This is a genomic window from Paraburkholderia sp. BR13439, from assembly GCF_040948805.1.
Classification (GTDB): Bacteria; Pseudomonadota; Gammaproteobacteria; order Burkholderiales; family Burkholderiaceae; genus Paraburkholderia; species Paraburkholderia youngii.
In genome coordinates this window covers 506,008-521,898 of the sequence record NZ_JBFPKN010000001.1, presented here as the reverse complement: position 1 = coordinate 521,898, position 15,891 = coordinate 506,008, and the positions used below count along the sequence as shown (strand labels likewise).

The window sequence follows — 15,891 nt, the reverse complement described above, 5'->3', positions numbered from 1 at the left end:
AAAAATACCGCGTTCAGTAGAGTTGGAACGACGAAAAAAACTGGTCGACCTGGTCTTGCGGCAGCGGTTGATCGGCGATGATCGCCGCCTGGTACACGTGCCGGCCGCGCGCGACGAGCCGCGCATACACGGTGCGCGTTTCGTGTTTGGCGCCCGCGGCGCCGCTCACCGTCATTTCCTGCCCCGGAATCTTGCCGCCCGCCGCCAGCGGGATCTGCACCGCGTGAGCATCGGGTGTCGCGCCGACATTGCGAGCCAGTCCCGCGCGCAGGAAATCGAGTGCGGCGCGCTGCGTCGCGTCGCTGTCGTCGGGCAGCATCACGGTGCCGACCGCGAAGACCGCATTGCCCGCTTCGGCAGTCTGCATCGCCATCTGCATGAGTGTGCCGTCGATCTTCACCGCGCGCTGGTCGTTGCCCGGCTTGGCCGGGAAGTCGACCGTGTAGCCCTTGTCGTTGTTCATCACGGTGCGCCAGTCGAAGGTCGGCGAGCAGGCGCTGAGCGCGACGCCGAGCGCCAACGCGGCCGTCATCGCGCCGAGCACGGTACGAGCGTGACCGGGTCGCGTGAAAGCGCGAAGGAAATGGCCCGCCGGCTGGAATACGTCCGCACGGCGGGCGGGAATTCGGCGGATCAACGGAAAGCGGCACGAAACGCGGGCAACCAAGCGGCAGACGCGAAGAACGATTTGGAGCATGGGGCGAAAGAGATCGGGCTTGCGGAGCGTAAAACGCCATTATCCGCTGATCGGCTGCCGGCCCGTCGCGCCGAGCCGCACGCTCCCGCCATCTCGGCGCAGCCGCCCCATTGCAGCTACAATATAAAAGCTATTCGGCACCGGCCCGAGCGCCATTGCACCGACCCATTGTTCCGCGCCACGCGCGACTCACGAGGTTCCGTCCATGAGTTCCAGTTCACCGACCGCCGCCCGGCGCACGAACCCGCTTCGCTATCTGATTGCGGTGGCCGTGGCCATTGCGCTCGCCGTCGCCGGTTACCTGGCGTTTGCCGGTCAACAGCGCGTGCCAGATGCGACCTTCACGCTGCTATCGGGACAGAAGCTCACGACCGCGGACCTGAAAGGCAAGGTTTATCTGGTCAATTTCTGGGCAACGAGCTGCGACACCTGCATGAAGGAAATGCCGCAGATGGTCGAGACCTATAACCGCTTCAAGAGCCAGGGCCTCGAATTCGTCGCGGTGGCGATGAACTACGACGCGCCCATGTACGTGACCAACTACACGCAAACGCGTCAGCTGCCGTTCAAGGTCGCCATGGACGACGGCTCGGCCGCCAAGCAGTTCGGCAACGTGCAGCTCACGCCGACCACCTTCGTCGTCGATAAAGACGGCAAGATCCTGAAGCGCTACGTCGGCGAGCCGCAATTCGCGGAACTCGACCAGTTGCTCGCGAAAGCGCTGAAAGCTGGCGCGGCTTAAGCCGGGTCAAGCAGATCCTCAACGCGCCGGCGCAATCTCCCGCCGCCGGTGTCCTCCCCCTCACCGCTCCCCTTCGCCTTTTGCCGCAAGGCCATATCGCTTGATCTTCTCGTAGAGCGTCGCCTTGCCAAGCTGCAGCCGGTCTGCCGCGACCGCGACCACGCCGCCCGCCTGCTCCAACGCCTCGGCAATCATCGCGCGCTCGAACTGCTCGACACGCTCCTTCAGCGGATGGGCAGCCCCGTCGTCTTCGCCGAACGACAGCACCGGTTCGTCGGCGATGCCCAGCACGAAGCGGTCGGCGGCATTGCGCAGCTCGCGCACATTGCCCGGCCAGTCGCGCTGCATCAGGCTCGCACGCTGGCGATCGGTGAGCATCGGCGCCGGCCGCTGATAACGGACCGCAGCATCGAGCAGGAAATGCTCGAACAGCGGCACGATGTCCTCGCGACGCTCGCTCAACGGCGGCAGCGCGATCGTCACCACGTTGAGCCGGTACAGCAGATCGCGCCGGAACGAGCCATCCGCGACATGCTCGGCCATATCGCCCTTCGCCGCCGCGACCACGCGGCAATTGACCCGAATCGGCTGATTCGAGCCGAGCCGCTCGAGCACGCCGTCCTGCAGCACGCGCAGCAGCTTGACCTGCAGCGCGAGCGGCATGCTCTCGATCTCGTCGAGAAACAGCGTGCCGCCCGACGCATGTTCGAGCTTGCCGATCCGCCGTTTGGCCGCACCGGTGAACGCGCCCGGCTCGTAGCCGAACATCTCTGACTCGAACATCGGCTCGGGCAGCGCGCCGCAGTTCACCGCGATGAACGGCTTGTCACGCCGCGGCGACATCTCGTGCAGGCTGCGCGCGATCAGCTCCTTGCCCGCACCGGTATCGCCGTTGATCAGCACGGACGCGTCGGTTGGCGCGACGTTGGCGATCAGGCGCCGCACCTGCTCGATCGCCGGACTGCGGCCGATGATGCGCGGCGCGACCGCGTTTTGCCCGGCCAGCTCACGGCGCAGCGCGAGGTTTTCGAGCACGAGCTTGCGGCGCTCCATTGCACGCCGCACGGTTTCGATCAGCCGCTCGGACGCGAACGGCTTTTCGATGAAGTCGTAGGCGCCATCGCGCATCGCCTGCACGGCCATCGAGATATCGCCGTGGCCGGTGACCAGAATCACCGGCACGTCGGGCGCGCGCTCGTGGCACTGCGCGAGCAGATCGAGGCCGCTCGCGCCGGGCAGCCGGATATCGCTGACGATCACGCCGGAAAAGTCCGCGCTGATCAGCCTCGCCGCCGCCTCGACCGATGCATGGCCGATCACGTCGAAGCCGGCCAGTTGCAGGCTCTGCACGCTCGCGCGCCGCACCAGTTCGTCGTCTTCGATATACAGCACTTGCAGGCCGTCGTTCATTGCGTGTTCCGGGTGATGCGTCAGTGTGAAATCAGGAGCCCGCCGTCAGCGGATCGTGCGAAGGACTGGTCTGCACGCGCGCGCGACGCAGCGTCAACACGAATGATGCACCGCCTTGCGGCGCGTTGCGCGCGACCAGCGAGCCGCCGCAATCACGCGCGATCGACGACGAAATCGCGAGGCCAAGGCCGAGCCCCTGGCCCATTTCCTTCGTCGTGAAGAACGGTTCGAACAGGTGCGGCAACACGTCGTCGGGAATGCCGGGGCCGTTGTCGCCGACCGCGATCGACAGATTCGCGGCGCCGGCCTCGACCTCGACCGTGATACGCGGCGGGTTCATGCCGGCAGTTGCGTCGAGCGCGTTGCCGAGCAGGTTGATCAGCACCTGTTCGAGCCGCAGATCGTCGCAATTCGCGATCAGCTCCGGATGATCGTCGGCGAGATTCAGCGGCGTGCGCGCGCCGCCTGGCGCAGCGGCGGCCTTCACGACGGTGTCCGCCTGGGGATCGGTCAGCACGAATTCAAGCTCGACGCCCTGCAGACGCTTCTGCAGCAGCGCGACGACGTTGCGCAGCGCCCGCACGATCGACGCGCGCGCGCTGCGTGGCCGCGCGCGGCCGACGAACAGCTTCAGCTGATTGGTGATCTTGCCCATGCGCTCGGTGAGCGCCGCGATCGCTTCGAGATTCTCGCGCGCCGATGCCTGATCGCCGCGTTCGAGCAGCACGCGGGTGTTGTCGGAGAAACTGCGCAGTGCCGCGAGCGGCTGGTTCAGCTCGTGCGTGATGCCGGCCGCCATCTGGCCGAGCGCGGCGAGCTTGCTCGCCTGGATCAGTTCGTCGTGCGCGGCGCGCAGCTCCTGTTCGGCGCGGGTGCGCTCGGCGACTTCCTTGTGCAGCTGCTCGTTCGCCTCGGACAGATCCGCGGTGCGCTCGGCGACGCGCTGGTTCAGTTCGGCATACGCCTTCTGCAGCAGCGCGCGGCTGCGCATCACTTCGCGCACGCGCGCGCGCCGCATGCGCCAGTAGAACGCGAGCAGCACCAGCGACACGTAGCCGAAGCCGGTGACGATGGTCGCCTTGAGCGCGTCGGCATCGACGGGATCGACTGGGGACATCGTGATCAGATGCCAGTCCGGCTCGCCCATCGCGTGCCGCGACGCGAGGTAGCGCGGTGCCAGGCGCCCGCCGCCGATCCGCAGAATCTGCGCATTGCCTTCGAGCATGCGCTCGACCGTCACCGGCAGCGGCTCGATCGGCTGCTGCGCGTACTGGCGCGCCTGATAGATCGAATCCGCGATCCGGCCGGGCAGCGGCCGGATCGTGTGGTACTTCCACGCCGGCACCGACGACAGGAAGATCACGCCATGATCGTCGGTGACGACGAGCGGCTCGGACGCGTCGACGCCCTGAAACCATTCGAGGTCGAGCTTGACGACTGCCACACCGACGATCTTGCCGTCGCGCCGCACCGGCTGCGAGATGTAGTAGCCGGGCGCCTGCGAAATCGTGCCGATGCCGAAGAAGCGGCCGACGGCGCCATTCATCGCATCGACGAAATACGGCCGGAACTGATAGCCGGCGCCGACGAAGCTGCCCGGGCCGCGCCAGTTGCTGGCGGCGACGCAGTAGCCGTCGAGCGAAATGATGTAAGTGACCGTCGCGCGCGCATGGCGGTTCAGGTCTTCGAGATAGAGATTCGCGCGCTGGACGTTGGCGGGGTTCGGATCGATCAGCACGTCCTGCACGATCGGATGCTCGGCGAGCAGATAAGGCAGCGATTCGTAGCGCTCGAGCGTGCTCCTGAGCGCGCTCGCGGTGCGCTCGGCGCGCACGGCGGCGTTGCGCCGCAGCGTGTCGACACCGCTTTTCCACGCAAGGCTGTAGGTGAGCCAGCATGCCGCCACGAGCCCGGCTGCGAGCGCGAAGAGAATCAGCAGGCGGCGGGTCACGTTGGCAAGGTCCGATAGATGAGCATCGGACATTGTGGCATAGGGCGGCAAGGGCTCGCCGCCAGAGGTAGGCGTCGAAGACTCCGGGGACACCGGAGCGACAGCAGACGCCTCGGAAAGACGCGCGGACGCCGGTTTCATGCTCAAGCGTCCGCGCTGGTCACGACAGGGTTGGCGAGCGCGGCTCAAACGCCGGCCGGCTCTTTGACCGCCACCTCTCCGCGCAGCACCTTGTTCAGCCTGGCGCGATCGAGCTCTTTTTCCCAGGCCGATACGACGACCGTCGCGACACCGTTGCCGACGATGTTCGTCAGCGCGCGGCACTCGCTCATGAAGCGGTCGATGCCAAGGATCAGCACCATGCCCGACAGCGGAATCGTCGGCACCACGGCCAGCGTCGCCGCGAGCGTGATGAAGCCCGCGCCGGTCACGCCGCTCGCGCCCTTCGAGGTCAGCATCGTCACCGCGAGCAGCGTCAGCTGCTGGCCCCACGAGAGGTCGGTGTTGGTCGCCTGGGCGATGAACAGCACCGCCATCGTCATGTAGATGTTGGTGCCGTCGAGGTTGAACGAGTAGCCGGTCGGCACCACGAGGCCCACCACCGAGCGCGAGCAGCCGAGATTTTCGAGCTTCTGCATCAGTTGCGGCAGCGCGGCTTCGGACGAGCTCGTGCCGAGCACGATCAGCATCTCTTCCTTGATGTACGCGACGAAACGCAGGATGTTGAAGCCCACCATCCGTGCGATTGCGCCGAGCACGACCACCACGAATACGATCGAGGTCAGATAGAACGTGCCGATCAGCTTGAGCATCGGCAGCAGCGAGCCGATGCCGTACTTGCCGATCGTGAAGGCCATCGCGCCGAACGCGCCGATCGGCGCGAGCTTCGTGATGATGCGCACCATGCCGAACAGAATGTGCGAGAGCCCTTCGATGAAGTTCGTGACGGGCTTGCCCTTCTCACCGGCCGTCGCGAGCACGGCGCCGAACAGCAGCGCGATCAGCAGGATCTGCAGGATTTCACCCTGCGCGAACGCCGACGACAGCGTGTCCGGAATCAGGTGCATGAAGAAGTCGACGGTCGACTGGCCGTGCGCCTTCGCGGCGTAGGACGCGACCGCGCGGCTATCGAGCGAGGCCGGGTCGACGTTGAAGCCGGCGCCGGGTCGCAGCAGGTGCGTGGCGGCGAGGCCGAGCACCAGAGCGAACGTCGAGACGATTTCGAAGTACAGCAGCGCCTTGCCGCCGACGCGTCCGACCTTCTTCATGTCTTCCATGCCGGCGATGCCCGTCACGACCGTGCAGAAGATGATCGGCCCGATCACCATCTTGATCAGCTTGATGAAGCCGTCGCCGAGCGGCTTCATGTCGGTGGCGAGGTTCGGGTAGAAATGTCCGAGTACGATGCCGATGATGATCGCCACGATCACCTGGACGTACAGCACTTTATGGATAGGTTTCTTCACGATGGTTCCTGCGAGGGATATGAGCGAATGACCTGCCGCGACGCGCGACACGCAAACGAAACGTCGTCACGTGCGCGCACGGTAGCGGGCCGCTGCAAAGACGACGAATTCAGAAATACCGGGAAGGGAAATCGGACATCGTTGTCTCCTTGCTTTTATGTCGGGCCGTGGCGGCCACGCGTTTTAATTCGCAAGGTCGATGCCAGTTTAATCTCAGACTGAGAGCCTTGATTTTTATGGGTTTTTAGGCAAGGCGCGGCGCGCGCCGTCCGGGATTCCGGAAATCCGGACGAATGCTGTCGGGGAATCCGGAATCCAGTGCGCGCACGGTTGCGGGAAAACCCGCAGGGGTTGGTGCGAAGCTCGCGAGCGCGACTTCAGTTCAACAGATCGATCCGATCCGTGCAAATCATGTCGACGCCCCATTCTTCGAGGACCCGCGCGCGCGCCGGATCGTTCACCGTGTACGCGAGCACGCGCAGCCCGGCCGCGCGGATCTGCGCGACCAGCGGCTCGCTCAGATAACGGTGACTCGCGTGCAGCGATGCGCAGTCGAGCTCACGCACGATGCTCAACCAGTCCGCCGGCACCTGCTCGAACAGCATGCCGCGCGGCAGCGACGGCGCGGCAGCGCGCGCGGCGGCGAGCGCGTCGAACGAAAATGACGACAGGAGCGGCGGCGTCTGCCCTCGCCAAAGCTCGAGCGCGCCTTGGGCAACCAGCGTGCCGGTGATGACTTCGCGGCCCGCACACGGCTTGATCTCGATGTTCGCGGCGATGCCGTCGCGCGCGCAACGCCCGGCCGCGTCGGCCAGCGTCGGCAGCCGCATGCCGGCGAACGCGGCGCCGCGCCACGCGCCGGCATCCAGAGCAGCGAGTTGGTGCCAGGTGTGCATGGCCGCAGGCCCGTGGCCGTTGGTCGTGCGATCGAGCGTGTCGTCGTGCAGCAGGAACGGCGCGTTGTCGGCGGACAGCTTCGCGTCGAATTCGACCATGCGATAGCCGTAGCGCACGCAGGCGTCGAAACCGGCCAGCGTGTTTTCCGGCGCGAGCGTGCCGCCGCAGCGGTGCGCGATCAGCCGCGGATAAGGCCATTGCGCGGAGGTCCCGCGGTCGATCCCAGTTTCCACGTATCGTTTCCTTACTGATAGATGAACGGTTCAAAAAAAAGCCCGCACATCGGCGGGCTTTTTCATTTTTGCGGGCTTGAAGCGAGGCAACAGCGGCGAGGCAACAGCGGCGAGGCGTCAGCGCGTCAGACTACGCCGGCTCCATGCGCCTGCACGTCGGCGTGATAGCTCGAACGAACCATCGCGCCCACCGCGGCGTGCGTGAAGCCCATCTTGTACGCCTCTTCCTCGTACATCTTGAAGGTGTCCGGATGCACGTAGGCGCGCACCGGCAGATGGTGCTCCGACGGCTGCAGATACTGGCCGATCGTCAGCATGTCGACGTCGTGATCGCGCAGATCGCGCATCACCTGCAGGATTTCCTCTTCGGTTTCGCCGAGACCGACCATCAGGCCGGACTTGGTCGCGACGTGCGGATGCAGCGCCTTGAAGTCCTTCAGCAGCTTCAGCGAATGCGCGTAGTCCGAACCCGGGCGCGCTTCCTTGTACAGGCGCGGCACCGTTTCGAGGTTGTGGTTCATCACGTCGGGCGGCGCCGCGTTGAGGATGCCGAGCGCTCGGTCGAGGCGGCCGCGGAAGTCCGGCGTCAGGATTTCGATGCGCGTTTCCGGCGACAGCTCGCGCGTCTGACGAATACATTCGACGAAGTGCGCCGCACCGCCGTCGCGCAGATCGTCACGATCGACGCTCGTGATCACCACGTACTTCAGCTTCAGCGCGGCAATGGTGCGCGCGAGGTTGGCCGGTTCGTCGACGTCGAGAGGATCGGGACGGCCGTGGCCCACGTCGCAAAACGGGCAGCGGCGCGTGCACTTGTCTCCCATGATCATGAAGGTCGCGGTGCCCTTGCCGAAGCATTCGCCGATGTTCGGGCAGCTCGCCTCTTCACACACCGTGTGAAGATTGTGCTCGCGCAGGATCTGCTTGATCTCGTAGAAGCGCGAGTTGCCGGTGGCCGCCTTCACGCGAATCCAGTCCGGCTTCTTCAGCTTTTCGATCGGGACGACCTTGATCGGGATGCGCGCGGTCTTGGCTTGCGCTTTCTGCTTCGCGGTAGCGTCGTAGGCGGCGGGGGCCGGCACGCCTTCGGGCGCGGGGTTGGCTGCTGCGGAATTCGCGGTTACGTCAGTCATTCGTTCGATCCAGTCAGGCGGTGAGCGCACCGGCCTGTGGTTGGGCGACGGCCGCGGGATTGCCGTCGAGGTTTGCGGTGAGGCTTGCTGCGAGGGTACGGGCCACGTCGTCCCAGCCGGCGGCGACGCCGAGCGTCGCCATATCGACTGTTTCGAGCCCCGCGTAGCCGCATGGATTGATCGCGAGAAACGGCCGCAGGTCCATGTTCACGTTCAGACTCACGCCGTGATAGCTGCAACCGTTGCGGATTTTCAGGCCAAGCGCCGCGATCTTCGCGCCGGCATGCGACCCGGCCTCGGGCCCGGGCGCCACGTAGATGCCGGGGGCGCCCGCCTTGCGTTCTCCGGCGAGATTATACGCCGCCAGGGTGTCGATCACGGCCTGCTCGATTCGCGTGACCAGCTCGCGCACCATCAGCTTGCGCCGGCGCAGGTCGAGCAGCAGATACGCGACCACCTGGCCGGGCCCGTGATACGTGATCTGCCCGCCGCGGTCGACCTTGACGAGCGGAATGCTGCCGTCGGCCGCGAGCAGGTGAGCCGGATCGCCGGCCTGGCCGAGCGTGAAGACGGGCGGATGTTCGACGAGCCAGATTTCGTCGGGGGTGTCGGCGGTGCGGGCGTCGGTGAACGCGCGCATCGCGTCGAAACTGACCTGGTAGGGTTCGAGGCCGAGCCAGCGCAGCTTGGGTGGCTCGATGGCAGCTAGAGGAGACGGAGAAACCGGGGTGGCGCACATGATCCCGCGAGTTTACCGAAATCTCGGAAACCGCGCCCGAGGGGACGGGACGCAACGCAGAGGAGCTGGCGCGCCGCCAGCCCCATCGTAAGACGCGGCGCAGCCGCCGCACCCACGCTCAAACCGTGCGCCAGCCGCCGCGCACGCGCATCATCCAGCGCTCGCCGATGCGCGCGAACCAGTTCAGCGCGCGCTTGTCGCAGCGGGTCGGCACCGAGAACGTGACCTTTGCGAACGTGGCGCCCTCGGCGCTGAGCCAGAGCCGCTCGCCGCGGCGCAGATGCAGCGTCTGGCCGGGCTGCAGCCAGTAGTCTTTGGTGTCGTCGCTGCGCGTGACCCATACCGCGCCGCCGCGCACGGTCAGCTTCGTGCTGCGCGCGACCTTCAGCGGCAGCGTGTCGCCAGTGCGGATTTCATATGCAATGCTAGAGGAAATTTCTCGCATGAGGCCCTCGCCAAAAATGGTTTCCTGACTAGAATCCTAGGTGCAGCAAGGACTTGGGCAAAACGATCAATTTTCACGTCTATGTGAGAAATATTGCGATGGACCTGCGTCAACTCCCCGCTCTGAACGCGATCAAGGCGTTCGAAGCCGCCGCCCGCCACGAGAGCTTTTCGCGCGCCGCCGACGAGCTCTTCGTCACGCACGGCGCGGTCAGCCACCAGATCCGCGGGCTCGAGGCCGAGCTCGGCGTGTCGCTGTTCGCGCGCGACGGCAAGCGCGTGCGCCTCACCGATACCGGCCGGCGCTACGCCACCCAGGTGCGCGCCGCGCTGATGGAACTGGCCGACGCGACCCGCGCGATCCGCGCCGGCGACCGCGAGCGCCGGCTCGTGATATCGATGTTGTCGTCGTTCGCGGCGCGCTGGGTGACGCCGCGCATCGGCAGCTTTATCGAGGCGCATCCGCAGTGGGATCTCGAGCTGCTGACCACCAACGCGCTGACGGACTTCGCGCGCGACGACGTGGACGTGGCGATCCGTTTCGGCTTCGGCAAATATCCGGGACTGCACGCCGAGCTGCTGCTCGACGAGATTTTCTTCCCGGCCTGCTCGCCCAACTTCAACGGCGGCAAGCTGCCTCAAACCCCGGCCGATCTCGCCAAAGTCCCGCTGCTGCGCTCCGACGACGAGCTCTGGCGCCCGTGGTTCGACGCCGCCGGCCTCACCGACTGGCCGGAGCCGAAACGCGGCGTGCTGTATCAGGATTCGTCGAATCTGCTGCAGGCGGCCGTCGACGGCCAGGGGGTTGCGCTCACGCGCCGCTCGCTCGCGATGCACGAAATCGCGGCGGGCCGGCTCGTGCGGCTGTTCGATGTGGATGGGCCCAGCCCGTGGCAATACTATCTGGTCTGCCTGCCGCAAATGCTGGAGACCGCGCGGGTCAAGGCGTTTCGCGACTGGCTGTTCGACGAGGTGGCGCGATTCAGGCAGCTGTTCGATCTCGCCTGCGCGGCGGGTCCTGAGGCGTGTGCGCGCCTGGTAGGGGAGCCAACGCCGGCGGACGCGTTGCGCGTCGCGCCGTGAGGCGAGAAATCGCGTGTGGCGTGTTGGTTACAGCACGACCTTGACCATCGGGTGCCCGGTCAGCGCGCGATAGATGTCGTCGAGATGCGCGCGGCTCGTCGCGCGCACGTGGACGGTCAGCCCCGTGTAGGTGCCGCTGCTCGACGGCCGCGTCTCGACGCGCGCCGCATCGACCTCGCTATCGAACTCGCGCACCACTTCGACGATCGTCGCGGCAAACTCGGGGTGCGATTTGCCCATGACCTTGATCGGGAAATCGCAGGGGAATTCAAACAGTGAGTCGTTCTCGGGAATCATTCTCTACTCCTTCTTGCGCCGTGGCGGCTTCGGCCGCCTTGGCTCGCTGATACGCCGCATACAGCGCCGCAAACACCGCGCCCGGCTGGCCCGCGCCGACCGGCGCGCCGTCGAGCCGCGTGACCGGCAGCACTTCCTTGGTCGCCGAGCTGACGATGATTTCATCGGCCGCGCGCACTTCGGCCTCGGTGATGTCGCGCGCCTCGAAGCGGATGCCGCATTTGGCCGTCAGCTCCTCGATGAGCCCATAGCGGATTCCTTCGAGAATCTTGTTGCTGCGCGGCGGCGCGGCCAGCACGCCATCCTTCACGACCCACACGTTCGACGACGACCCTTCGGTCAGCAAACCATCGCGGAACTGCAGCGCCTCGAAGGCGTCGTTTTCGGCCGCGTATTGCGCCATCAGCACGTTGCCGAGCAGCGACACCGACTTGATGTCGCAATTGAGCCAGCGACGATCCTCGGCGCTCACGCACGCCACGCCGCTCGCGCGCTGCGCGGCGCCGGGCAGGCTCAGCGCGGTAACCATCACGAACACGGTCGGCTTCACGCCGGCCGGAAACGCGTGAGCGCGCTTCGCGACGCCGCGCGTCACCTGAATGTACGCGATCGCGTCCTGATCGGCACGCAAGCCGCCGTCCACTTCGTTGGCCTCGACCACCCGCTCGATCAGCTCGCGCCAGCCGGCGTCGTCGAGCGGATTGGCGATGCCGGTCTTGCCGACCGAGCGCGCGAGCCGCGCCAGATGCTGCTTCAGACGAAACGCGGTGCGTCGGCCGCTCGCGTGCGCGTACAACGGCGCCACTTCGTAAATGCCGTCGCCGAAAATGAAGCCGCGGTCGAGCACCGGCACGCGCGCTTCGGACAACGGCACCAGTTCGCCGTTCAGAAAAACGATCGGCTCCGGCGAAACCTCGCAGACAGCGGTCATTGCGACGTAGCCCTTACTTTTTCTTGTTGAACATCAGCATCAGCGAATCCCATACGCGGCCGACCACACCGGCTTGCGGCACCGGCTGCAGCGCGAGCACCGGGAACTGCGCGAGCACCTTGCCGTCGGCGACCAGCTTGGCGGTGCCGATCTGCTGGCCGTTCGCGATCGGCGCGATCAGCGGATCGTTCAGTTCGATCTGCGGCTTCGCCTTGTCGCCGGCGCCTTTCGGCAGCGTGATGTACTGGTCGCTCTTCACGCCGACCTGCACGCTGTCCTGCGAACCCTTGTAGACGCGCGGCGTGGCCACGACCTGGTTCGCCTTGTACAGACGCGTCGTGTCGTAGGCGGTGTAGCCGTAGTTCAGCATCTTCAGGCTGTCCTGCACGCGGTCGTGCTCCTTGGTCTCGCCCATCATCACCGAGACGAGACGGCGCGACGCGTCGGTCGTGCCGGGCAGCGGACGCTTCGCGCTCGCGATCAGGCAGTAGCCGGCCGCTTGCGTGTGACCGGTCTTCAGACCGTCGACGCTCGGGTCGATCCACAGCAGACGGTTGCGGTTCGGCTGCTTGATCTTGTTGTACGTGAATTCCTTGACCGAGAAGATGTTGTAGTAGTCCGGATAGTCGCGGATCAGGCGCGCCGACAGGATCGCGAGATCGCCCGCGGTCGTGTAGTGCTGCGGGTCGGGCATGCCGTTCACGTCGGCGAAATGCGTGTTCTTCATGCCGAGCTTCTGCGCTTCCTTGTTCATCATGTCGACGAACTGCGCCTCGTTGCCGCCCACCAGTTCGGCGAGCGCGATCGCCGCGTCGTTGCCCGACTGCACGATCATGCCGTACACGAGGTCGTGCACGGTCACCGGCTTGAGCGCCTCGATGAACATGCGCGACTCGTCGTTGCGCACGCGCCGCACGGCTTCGCTCGGCTCGATGCTCTGATCCATCGTGATCTTCTTGGTGCCGAGCGCTTCGAACACCAGATACGCGGTCATCAGCTTGGTCAGCGACGCCGGTTCGACGCGTTCGTCGGCATTGGCGGACGCGAGCACCTGGTTGCTGGTCGCATCGACGAGCACCCACGAGCGCGCGTTGACGCCCGGCGGAGGCACCTGCGCGAACGCGGTGCTCGCCACCAGCGTGGCCGGCAGCACGAGGCCGACGGCGATGGCACGATTGAGCGAAGTGGGAATGAAAGAAGCGACTGACGGGAAAGACGTGCGGCCAGAGGAGGAGAAACGCATAGGGTCGATTGGTGCAGAAAAATACGTTGCGCGACAGCGCGCGGAGTTGGGGGAGCCGGTCGGCGGGGCATCTGGCCGTAAAACGGCGGGCGCCCGTTGGACTGATGGCGACGCAATCGGTTCGCGAGCACAGCGCTAAGCACCCGGCCGCGCCCTCCCGCGAAATGATTCCGCGGCGCGCGATTCTGCCGGCTGGGCGGCGCTGTGCCCAAAAAAAGAGCGCTCATTATACGCGCGCTACTTGGTCAACTTCGTGCGTGTGTCGTTGATTTGCACACGTTTGCGCGTACCTGTCCCCCGCAAAACGCGTGTCGCGCGGTTTCAGCGCCAGGCGTCGACGATGATGCGCTTCAGGATGTGAAGCTTACGATGCAGAAAGTGCTCGGCGCCCGGAATCACGACGACCGGCAGTTCCTGCGGCCGCGCCCAGTCGAACACGGATTGGATCGGAACGGTCTCGTCGACTTCGCCGTGAATCACGAGCGTGCCTTCGGGCACCGGCGCGACGTCCCAGCGGCTCGCCGCGGTACCGACGAACACGATGCGCTCGATTTCCCGGCCTTCGTCGCGCAGCTTCGCCGCGACGTGCGACAGCACCACGGTGCCGAACGAAAAGCCCGCGAGCACGAGCGGCAGATCGCCAAAGTCCGGATCGGCGCGCATGTGCTCGAGGACCGCGCACAGATCGTCACGCTCGCCGACGCCCGCGTCGTGTTCGCCCTGAGTCTGGCCGACGCCGCGGAAATTCGACCGGTACGTGACGTAGTTCAGTTGCACGAGCGTGCGCGCGAGTGTCTGCGCAACCTTGTTGTCCATCGTGCCGCCAAACAGCGGATGCGGATGCGCGACGAGCGCAATGCCGCGCGGCGCGGCGCTTTTATCGCGCACGTCGTCGGGCAGGTCCAGCGCGACCTCGATCTTGCCGACCGGGCCGTCGATCAGATACTTCTTCGTGTTGACGTTCATCGGGATGCCTGTGGATCGTTTCGTGGTTCGCGTTATTGATCGATCTTCAGACGCTCGACGACCTTGCCGTTCACGAGATGCGATTCGACGATCTCGTCGATGTCGCTCTCGTCGACGTAGGTGTACCAGACCGCCTCGGGATACACGACGAGCGCCGGGCCCAGTTCGCAGCGATCGAGGCAGCCGGCCTTGTTGATGCGCACCTGGCCGGGACCGGCGAGCCCGAGTTGCTTCACGCGTTTTTTCGCGTACTCCTGCATCGCCTGCGCATTGCAGTTCGCGCAGCTCGGACGCTCAGCGCCGGGGTCGCGTTGATTCAGACAGAAGAAAACGTGGTGCTTGTAAAAGGAATCCATGATGTTCGGGAGGCGAGCCTGAAAGGAAGTGCAATGGCGCAGTCGGCATCCGGTATGCCGACGCGCCCGTCGTGCGGACGATTATAGCGACCGGGCTGGGCACGCGCCGCGGCCTGGTGGCCGCAGCGCAAGCGCGTCAGGCCGGCTTCACCCGCCGCTTCAGCCACGCCCGCTCGACCGCGAACGCGAGCCACACCAGCGCCGCATAGGGCCACATCCACGCGAGCCAACGCGCGAGTCCGTTGAAATGCAGGTAGCGTCCCTGTCTCCAGTCGGCGAGCACCGCGTCGAAATACGGATTCACCGGCAGCAGATTGACGAACACGAGTGCGATGACCAGCGCGACCCCGGCGAGCGTCGCGCGCACGCGCCGCCGCAGCGGCAGCGCGACGAGCGCCGCGACGGTGCCGCAGACGAGTCCGAGCAACGCGCCCGGCGTCGCCCAGTCGAACGCGAGGCCCGATTGCGATTGCAGGAACGTGGCGCCGGCCTTCACGCATAAGGTCGCGACGATGAACACGAACAGCAGGCGCACGCGCGGCGCATGACGGCGCATCGGCACCGACGCGAGCGCGAGCGCCGCGAACAGGTTCAGCGTCGTGATCAGCGCTTCCCATGTGTCGTCGTCCAGCCACGCGGCGGCCGCCGCCGGCCATGTGCCGACCTGCCATGCAGACGGCGTCCACGCGAGCAGCGCGTCCTGGGTGGCCGGATCGACGCTCAGCCACAGCGCGCGCGGCCAGTTGCCGAGGCCGAACAGGCGCGGCGCCGGAAACATCGTCGCGAACGGCCACGCGGCGACGATGCACGCGAGCGTCGCATGGCCGCGCTCGAACCACAGCAGCCGCAGACGCCTGAGCAGGCCGCGATCGAGCAGCGCGCCGGTCAACGGCGACATCATCGCCGCACCGACGAGCGCGCCGAGCGTGTTGGCCGCAAGGTCGAGATTGGAGGCAACGCGGGTCGGCAGATAGGTCTGCACGGCTTCCATCGTGCCCGACAGCAGGCCGCCCAACACGAACGCGAGCGCGACGGCCAGTGTGCCGCGCCAGCGCGGATACACCGCGAGCACCACCAGCGCGCCGAACGGCATATAGCCGAGCACGTTGGTGACGACGTCGAATGCAGTCAGGTACTGCGGCATCGGATCGAACAGATAGGCGAACGGCGCGATGCCGAGCGAGCGCCACCCCGAGAACGGATACCACGATCCGTACACGATCAGCGCCGCGTACAGCAGCAGCGCCCGGCGTGCCAGCGTCGACGGGCGGCGCAGCCAGGGGCGTTCGCTCATGCGGCGCTC

Annotated in this window: 16 protein-coding genes; 2 read left to right on the top strand and 14 right to left on the bottom strand. The window is 66.1% G+C overall.

The window, feature by feature from the left end:
- Positions 1–13: 13 nt before the first annotated feature.
- Entirely contained in the window at positions 14–697 is a 684-nt protein-coding gene (locus AB3X96_RS02405; RefSeq protein ID WP_368588454.1) for a hypothetical protein, read from the bottom strand.
- Positions 698–902: 205 nt separating this feature from the next.
- On the opposite strand from AB3X96_RS02405, the gene AB3X96_RS02400 reads away from it, so the two are divergent.
- Positions 903–1,439, top strand: coding sequence for a TlpA disulfide reductase family protein (locus tag AB3X96_RS02400; protein WP_368588453.1), 537 nt, complete (start codon positions 903–905; stop codon positions 1,437–1,439).
- A gap of 60 nt (positions 1,440–1,499) precedes the next feature.
- On the opposite strand, the gene AB3X96_RS02395 is transcribed toward AB3X96_RS02400, so the two are convergent.
- From AB3X96_RS02395 to AB3X96_RS02365, 7 genes are all read right to left on the bottom strand, one after another.
- Positions 1,500–2,849 carry a sigma-54-dependent transcriptional regulator gene (locus tag AB3X96_RS02395; protein WP_368588452.1) on the bottom strand — a complete coding sequence of 450 codons (1,350 nt, stop codon included), beginning with the start codon at positions 2,847–2,849 and terminating at the stop codon, positions 1,500–1,502.
- A gap of 31 nt (positions 2,850–2,880) precedes the next feature.
- On the bottom strand, positions 2,881–4,833 hold the full coding sequence (locus tag AB3X96_RS02390; protein WP_368588451.1) for an ATP-binding protein: 1,953 nt from the start codon (positions 4,831–4,833) through the stop codon (positions 2,881–2,883).
- Between the two features lie 152 nt (positions 4,834–4,985).
- On the bottom strand, positions 4,986–6,266 hold the full coding sequence (locus AB3X96_RS02385) for a dicarboxylate/amino acid:cation symporter (RefSeq protein ID WP_176109672.1): 1,281 nt from the start codon (positions 6,264–6,266) through the stop codon (positions 4,986–4,988).
- A 377-nt stretch (positions 6,267–6,643) separates the two neighbouring features.
- Entirely contained in the window at positions 6,644–7,396 is a 753-nt protein-coding gene (gene ugpQ / locus AB3X96_RS02380) for a glycerophosphodiester phosphodiesterase (protein ID WP_368588450.1), read from the bottom strand.
- A gap of 125 nt (positions 7,397–7,521) precedes the next feature.
- On the bottom strand, positions 7,522–8,529 hold the full coding sequence (gene lipA, locus AB3X96_RS02375) for a lipoyl synthase (protein WP_368588449.1): 1,008 nt from the start codon (positions 8,527–8,529) through the stop codon (positions 7,522–7,524).
- Between the two features lie 13 nt (positions 8,530–8,542).
- A complete protein-coding gene (gene lipB, locus AB3X96_RS02370; protein WP_368588448.1) occupies positions 8,543–9,268 on the bottom strand; it encodes a lipoyl(octanoyl) transferase LipB in 726 nt (241 codons plus the stop codon).
- 118 nt (positions 9,269–9,386) lie between these two features.
- Positions 9,387–9,713 (bottom strand): DUF2917 domain-containing protein, encoded by a 327-nt coding sequence (locus AB3X96_RS02365; protein WP_013088248.1) that lies wholly within the window; start codon positions 9,711–9,713, stop codon positions 9,387–9,389.
- Positions 9,714–9,811: 98 nt separating this feature from the next.
- Here AB3X96_RS02365 and AB3X96_RS02360 point away from each other — a divergent pair, with 98 nt between their 5' ends.
- On the top strand, positions 9,812–10,795 hold the full coding sequence (locus AB3X96_RS02360) for a transcriptional regulator GcvA (RefSeq protein WP_368588447.1): 984 nt from the start codon (positions 9,812–9,814) through the stop codon (positions 10,793–10,795).
- A 27-nt stretch (positions 10,796–10,822) separates the two neighbouring features.
- Here the strand turns inward: AB3X96_RS02360 and AB3X96_RS02355 are convergent, their stop codons facing one another.
- The 6 genes from AB3X96_RS02355 to AB3X96_RS02330 form a co-directional block, all read right to left on the bottom strand.
- Positions 10,823–11,092: a DUF493 family protein gene (locus AB3X96_RS02355; protein ID WP_368588446.1), complete on the bottom strand. Its 270-nt coding sequence runs from the start codon at positions 11,090–11,092 to the stop codon at positions 10,823–10,825.
- Positions 11,064–12,023, bottom strand: a complete 960-nt coding sequence (locus AB3X96_RS02350; RefSeq protein ID WP_368588445.1) for a D-amino acid aminotransferase — start codon at positions 12,021–12,023, stop codon at positions 11,064–11,066. Before AB3X96_RS02350 ends, AB3X96_RS02355 begins: the two co-directional genes overlap by 29 nt.
- Positions 12,024–12,036: 13 nt before the next feature.
- Positions 12,037–13,266 carry a D-alanyl-D-alanine carboxypeptidase family protein gene (locus AB3X96_RS02345; protein WP_176368339.1) on the bottom strand — a complete coding sequence of 410 codons (1,230 nt, stop codon included), beginning with the start codon at positions 13,264–13,266 and terminating at the stop codon, positions 12,037–12,039.
- A 321-nt stretch (positions 13,267–13,587) separates the two neighbouring features.
- Positions 13,588–14,232 carry an alpha/beta hydrolase gene (locus AB3X96_RS02340; protein ID WP_176368338.1) on the bottom strand — a complete coding sequence of 215 codons (645 nt, stop codon included), beginning with the start codon at positions 14,230–14,232 and terminating at the stop codon, positions 13,588–13,590.
- A gap of 32 nt (positions 14,233–14,264) precedes the next feature.
- Complete coding sequence (locus tag AB3X96_RS02335; RefSeq protein ID WP_176122244.1) at positions 14,265–14,588, bottom strand: ferredoxin; 324 nt, start codon at positions 14,586–14,588, stop codon at positions 14,265–14,267.
- 136 nt (positions 14,589–14,724) lie between these two features.
- Complete coding sequence (locus AB3X96_RS02330) at positions 14,725–15,882, bottom strand: VanZ family protein (RefSeq protein WP_368588444.1); 1,158 nt, start codon at positions 15,880–15,882, stop codon at positions 14,725–14,727.
- Between the last annotated feature and the right edge of the window lie 9 nt (positions 15,883–15,891).

Excerpts from the sequence above, each read along its gene's own strand:
- AB3X96_RS02365 (WP_013088248.1), bottom strand. The coding sequence starts at position 9,713 with ATGCGAGAAATTTCCTCTAGCATTGCATATGAAATCCGCACTGGCGAC.
- AB3X96_RS02400 (WP_368588453.1), top strand. The coding sequence starts at position 903 with ATGAGTTCCAGTTCACCGACCGCCGCCCGGCGCACGAACCCGCTTCGC.
- AB3X96_RS02390 (WP_368588451.1), bottom strand. The coding sequence starts at position 4,833 with ATGTCCGATGCTCATCTATCGGACCTTGCCAACGTGACCCGCCGCCTG.
- AB3X96_RS02330 (WP_368588444.1), bottom strand. The coding sequence starts at position 15,882 with ATGAGCGAACGCCCCTGGCTGCGCCGCCCGTCGACGCTGGCACGCCGG.
- AB3X96_RS02405 (WP_368588454.1), bottom strand. The coding sequence starts at position 697 with ATGCTCCAAATCGTTCTTCGCGTCTGCCGCTTGGTTGCCCGCGTTTCG.
- AB3X96_RS02340 (WP_176368338.1), bottom strand. The coding sequence starts at position 14,232 with ATGAACGTCAACACGAAGAAGTATCTGATCGACGGCCCGGTCGGCAAG.
- AB3X96_RS02395 (WP_368588452.1), bottom strand. The coding sequence starts at position 2,849 with ATGAACGACGGCCTGCAAGTGCTGTATATCGAAGACGACGAACTGGTG.
- AB3X96_RS02355 (WP_368588446.1), bottom strand. The coding sequence starts at position 11,092 with ATGATTCCCGAGAACGACTCACTGTTTGAATTCCCCTGCGATTTCCCG.
- lipA (WP_368588449.1), bottom strand. The coding sequence starts at position 8,529 with ATGACTGACGTAACCGCGAATTCCGCAGCAGCCAACCCCGCGCCCGAA.
- AB3X96_RS02360 (WP_368588447.1), top strand. The coding sequence starts at position 9,812 with ATGGACCTGCGTCAACTCCCCGCTCTGAACGCGATCAAGGCGTTCGAA.
- AB3X96_RS02345 (WP_176368339.1), bottom strand. The coding sequence starts at position 13,266 with ATGCGTTTCTCCTCCTCTGGCCGCACGTCTTTCCCGTCAGTCGCTTCT.
- AB3X96_RS02350 (WP_368588445.1), bottom strand. The coding sequence starts at position 12,023 with ATGACCGCTGTCTGCGAGGTTTCGCCGGAGCCGATCGTTTTTCTGAAC.
- lipB (WP_368588448.1), bottom strand. The coding sequence starts at position 9,268 with ATGTGCGCCACCCCGGTTTCTCCGTCTCCTCTAGCTGCCATCGAGCCA.
- AB3X96_RS02335 (WP_176122244.1), bottom strand. The coding sequence starts at position 14,588 with ATGGATTCCTTTTACAAGCACCACGTTTTCTTCTGTCTGAATCAACGC.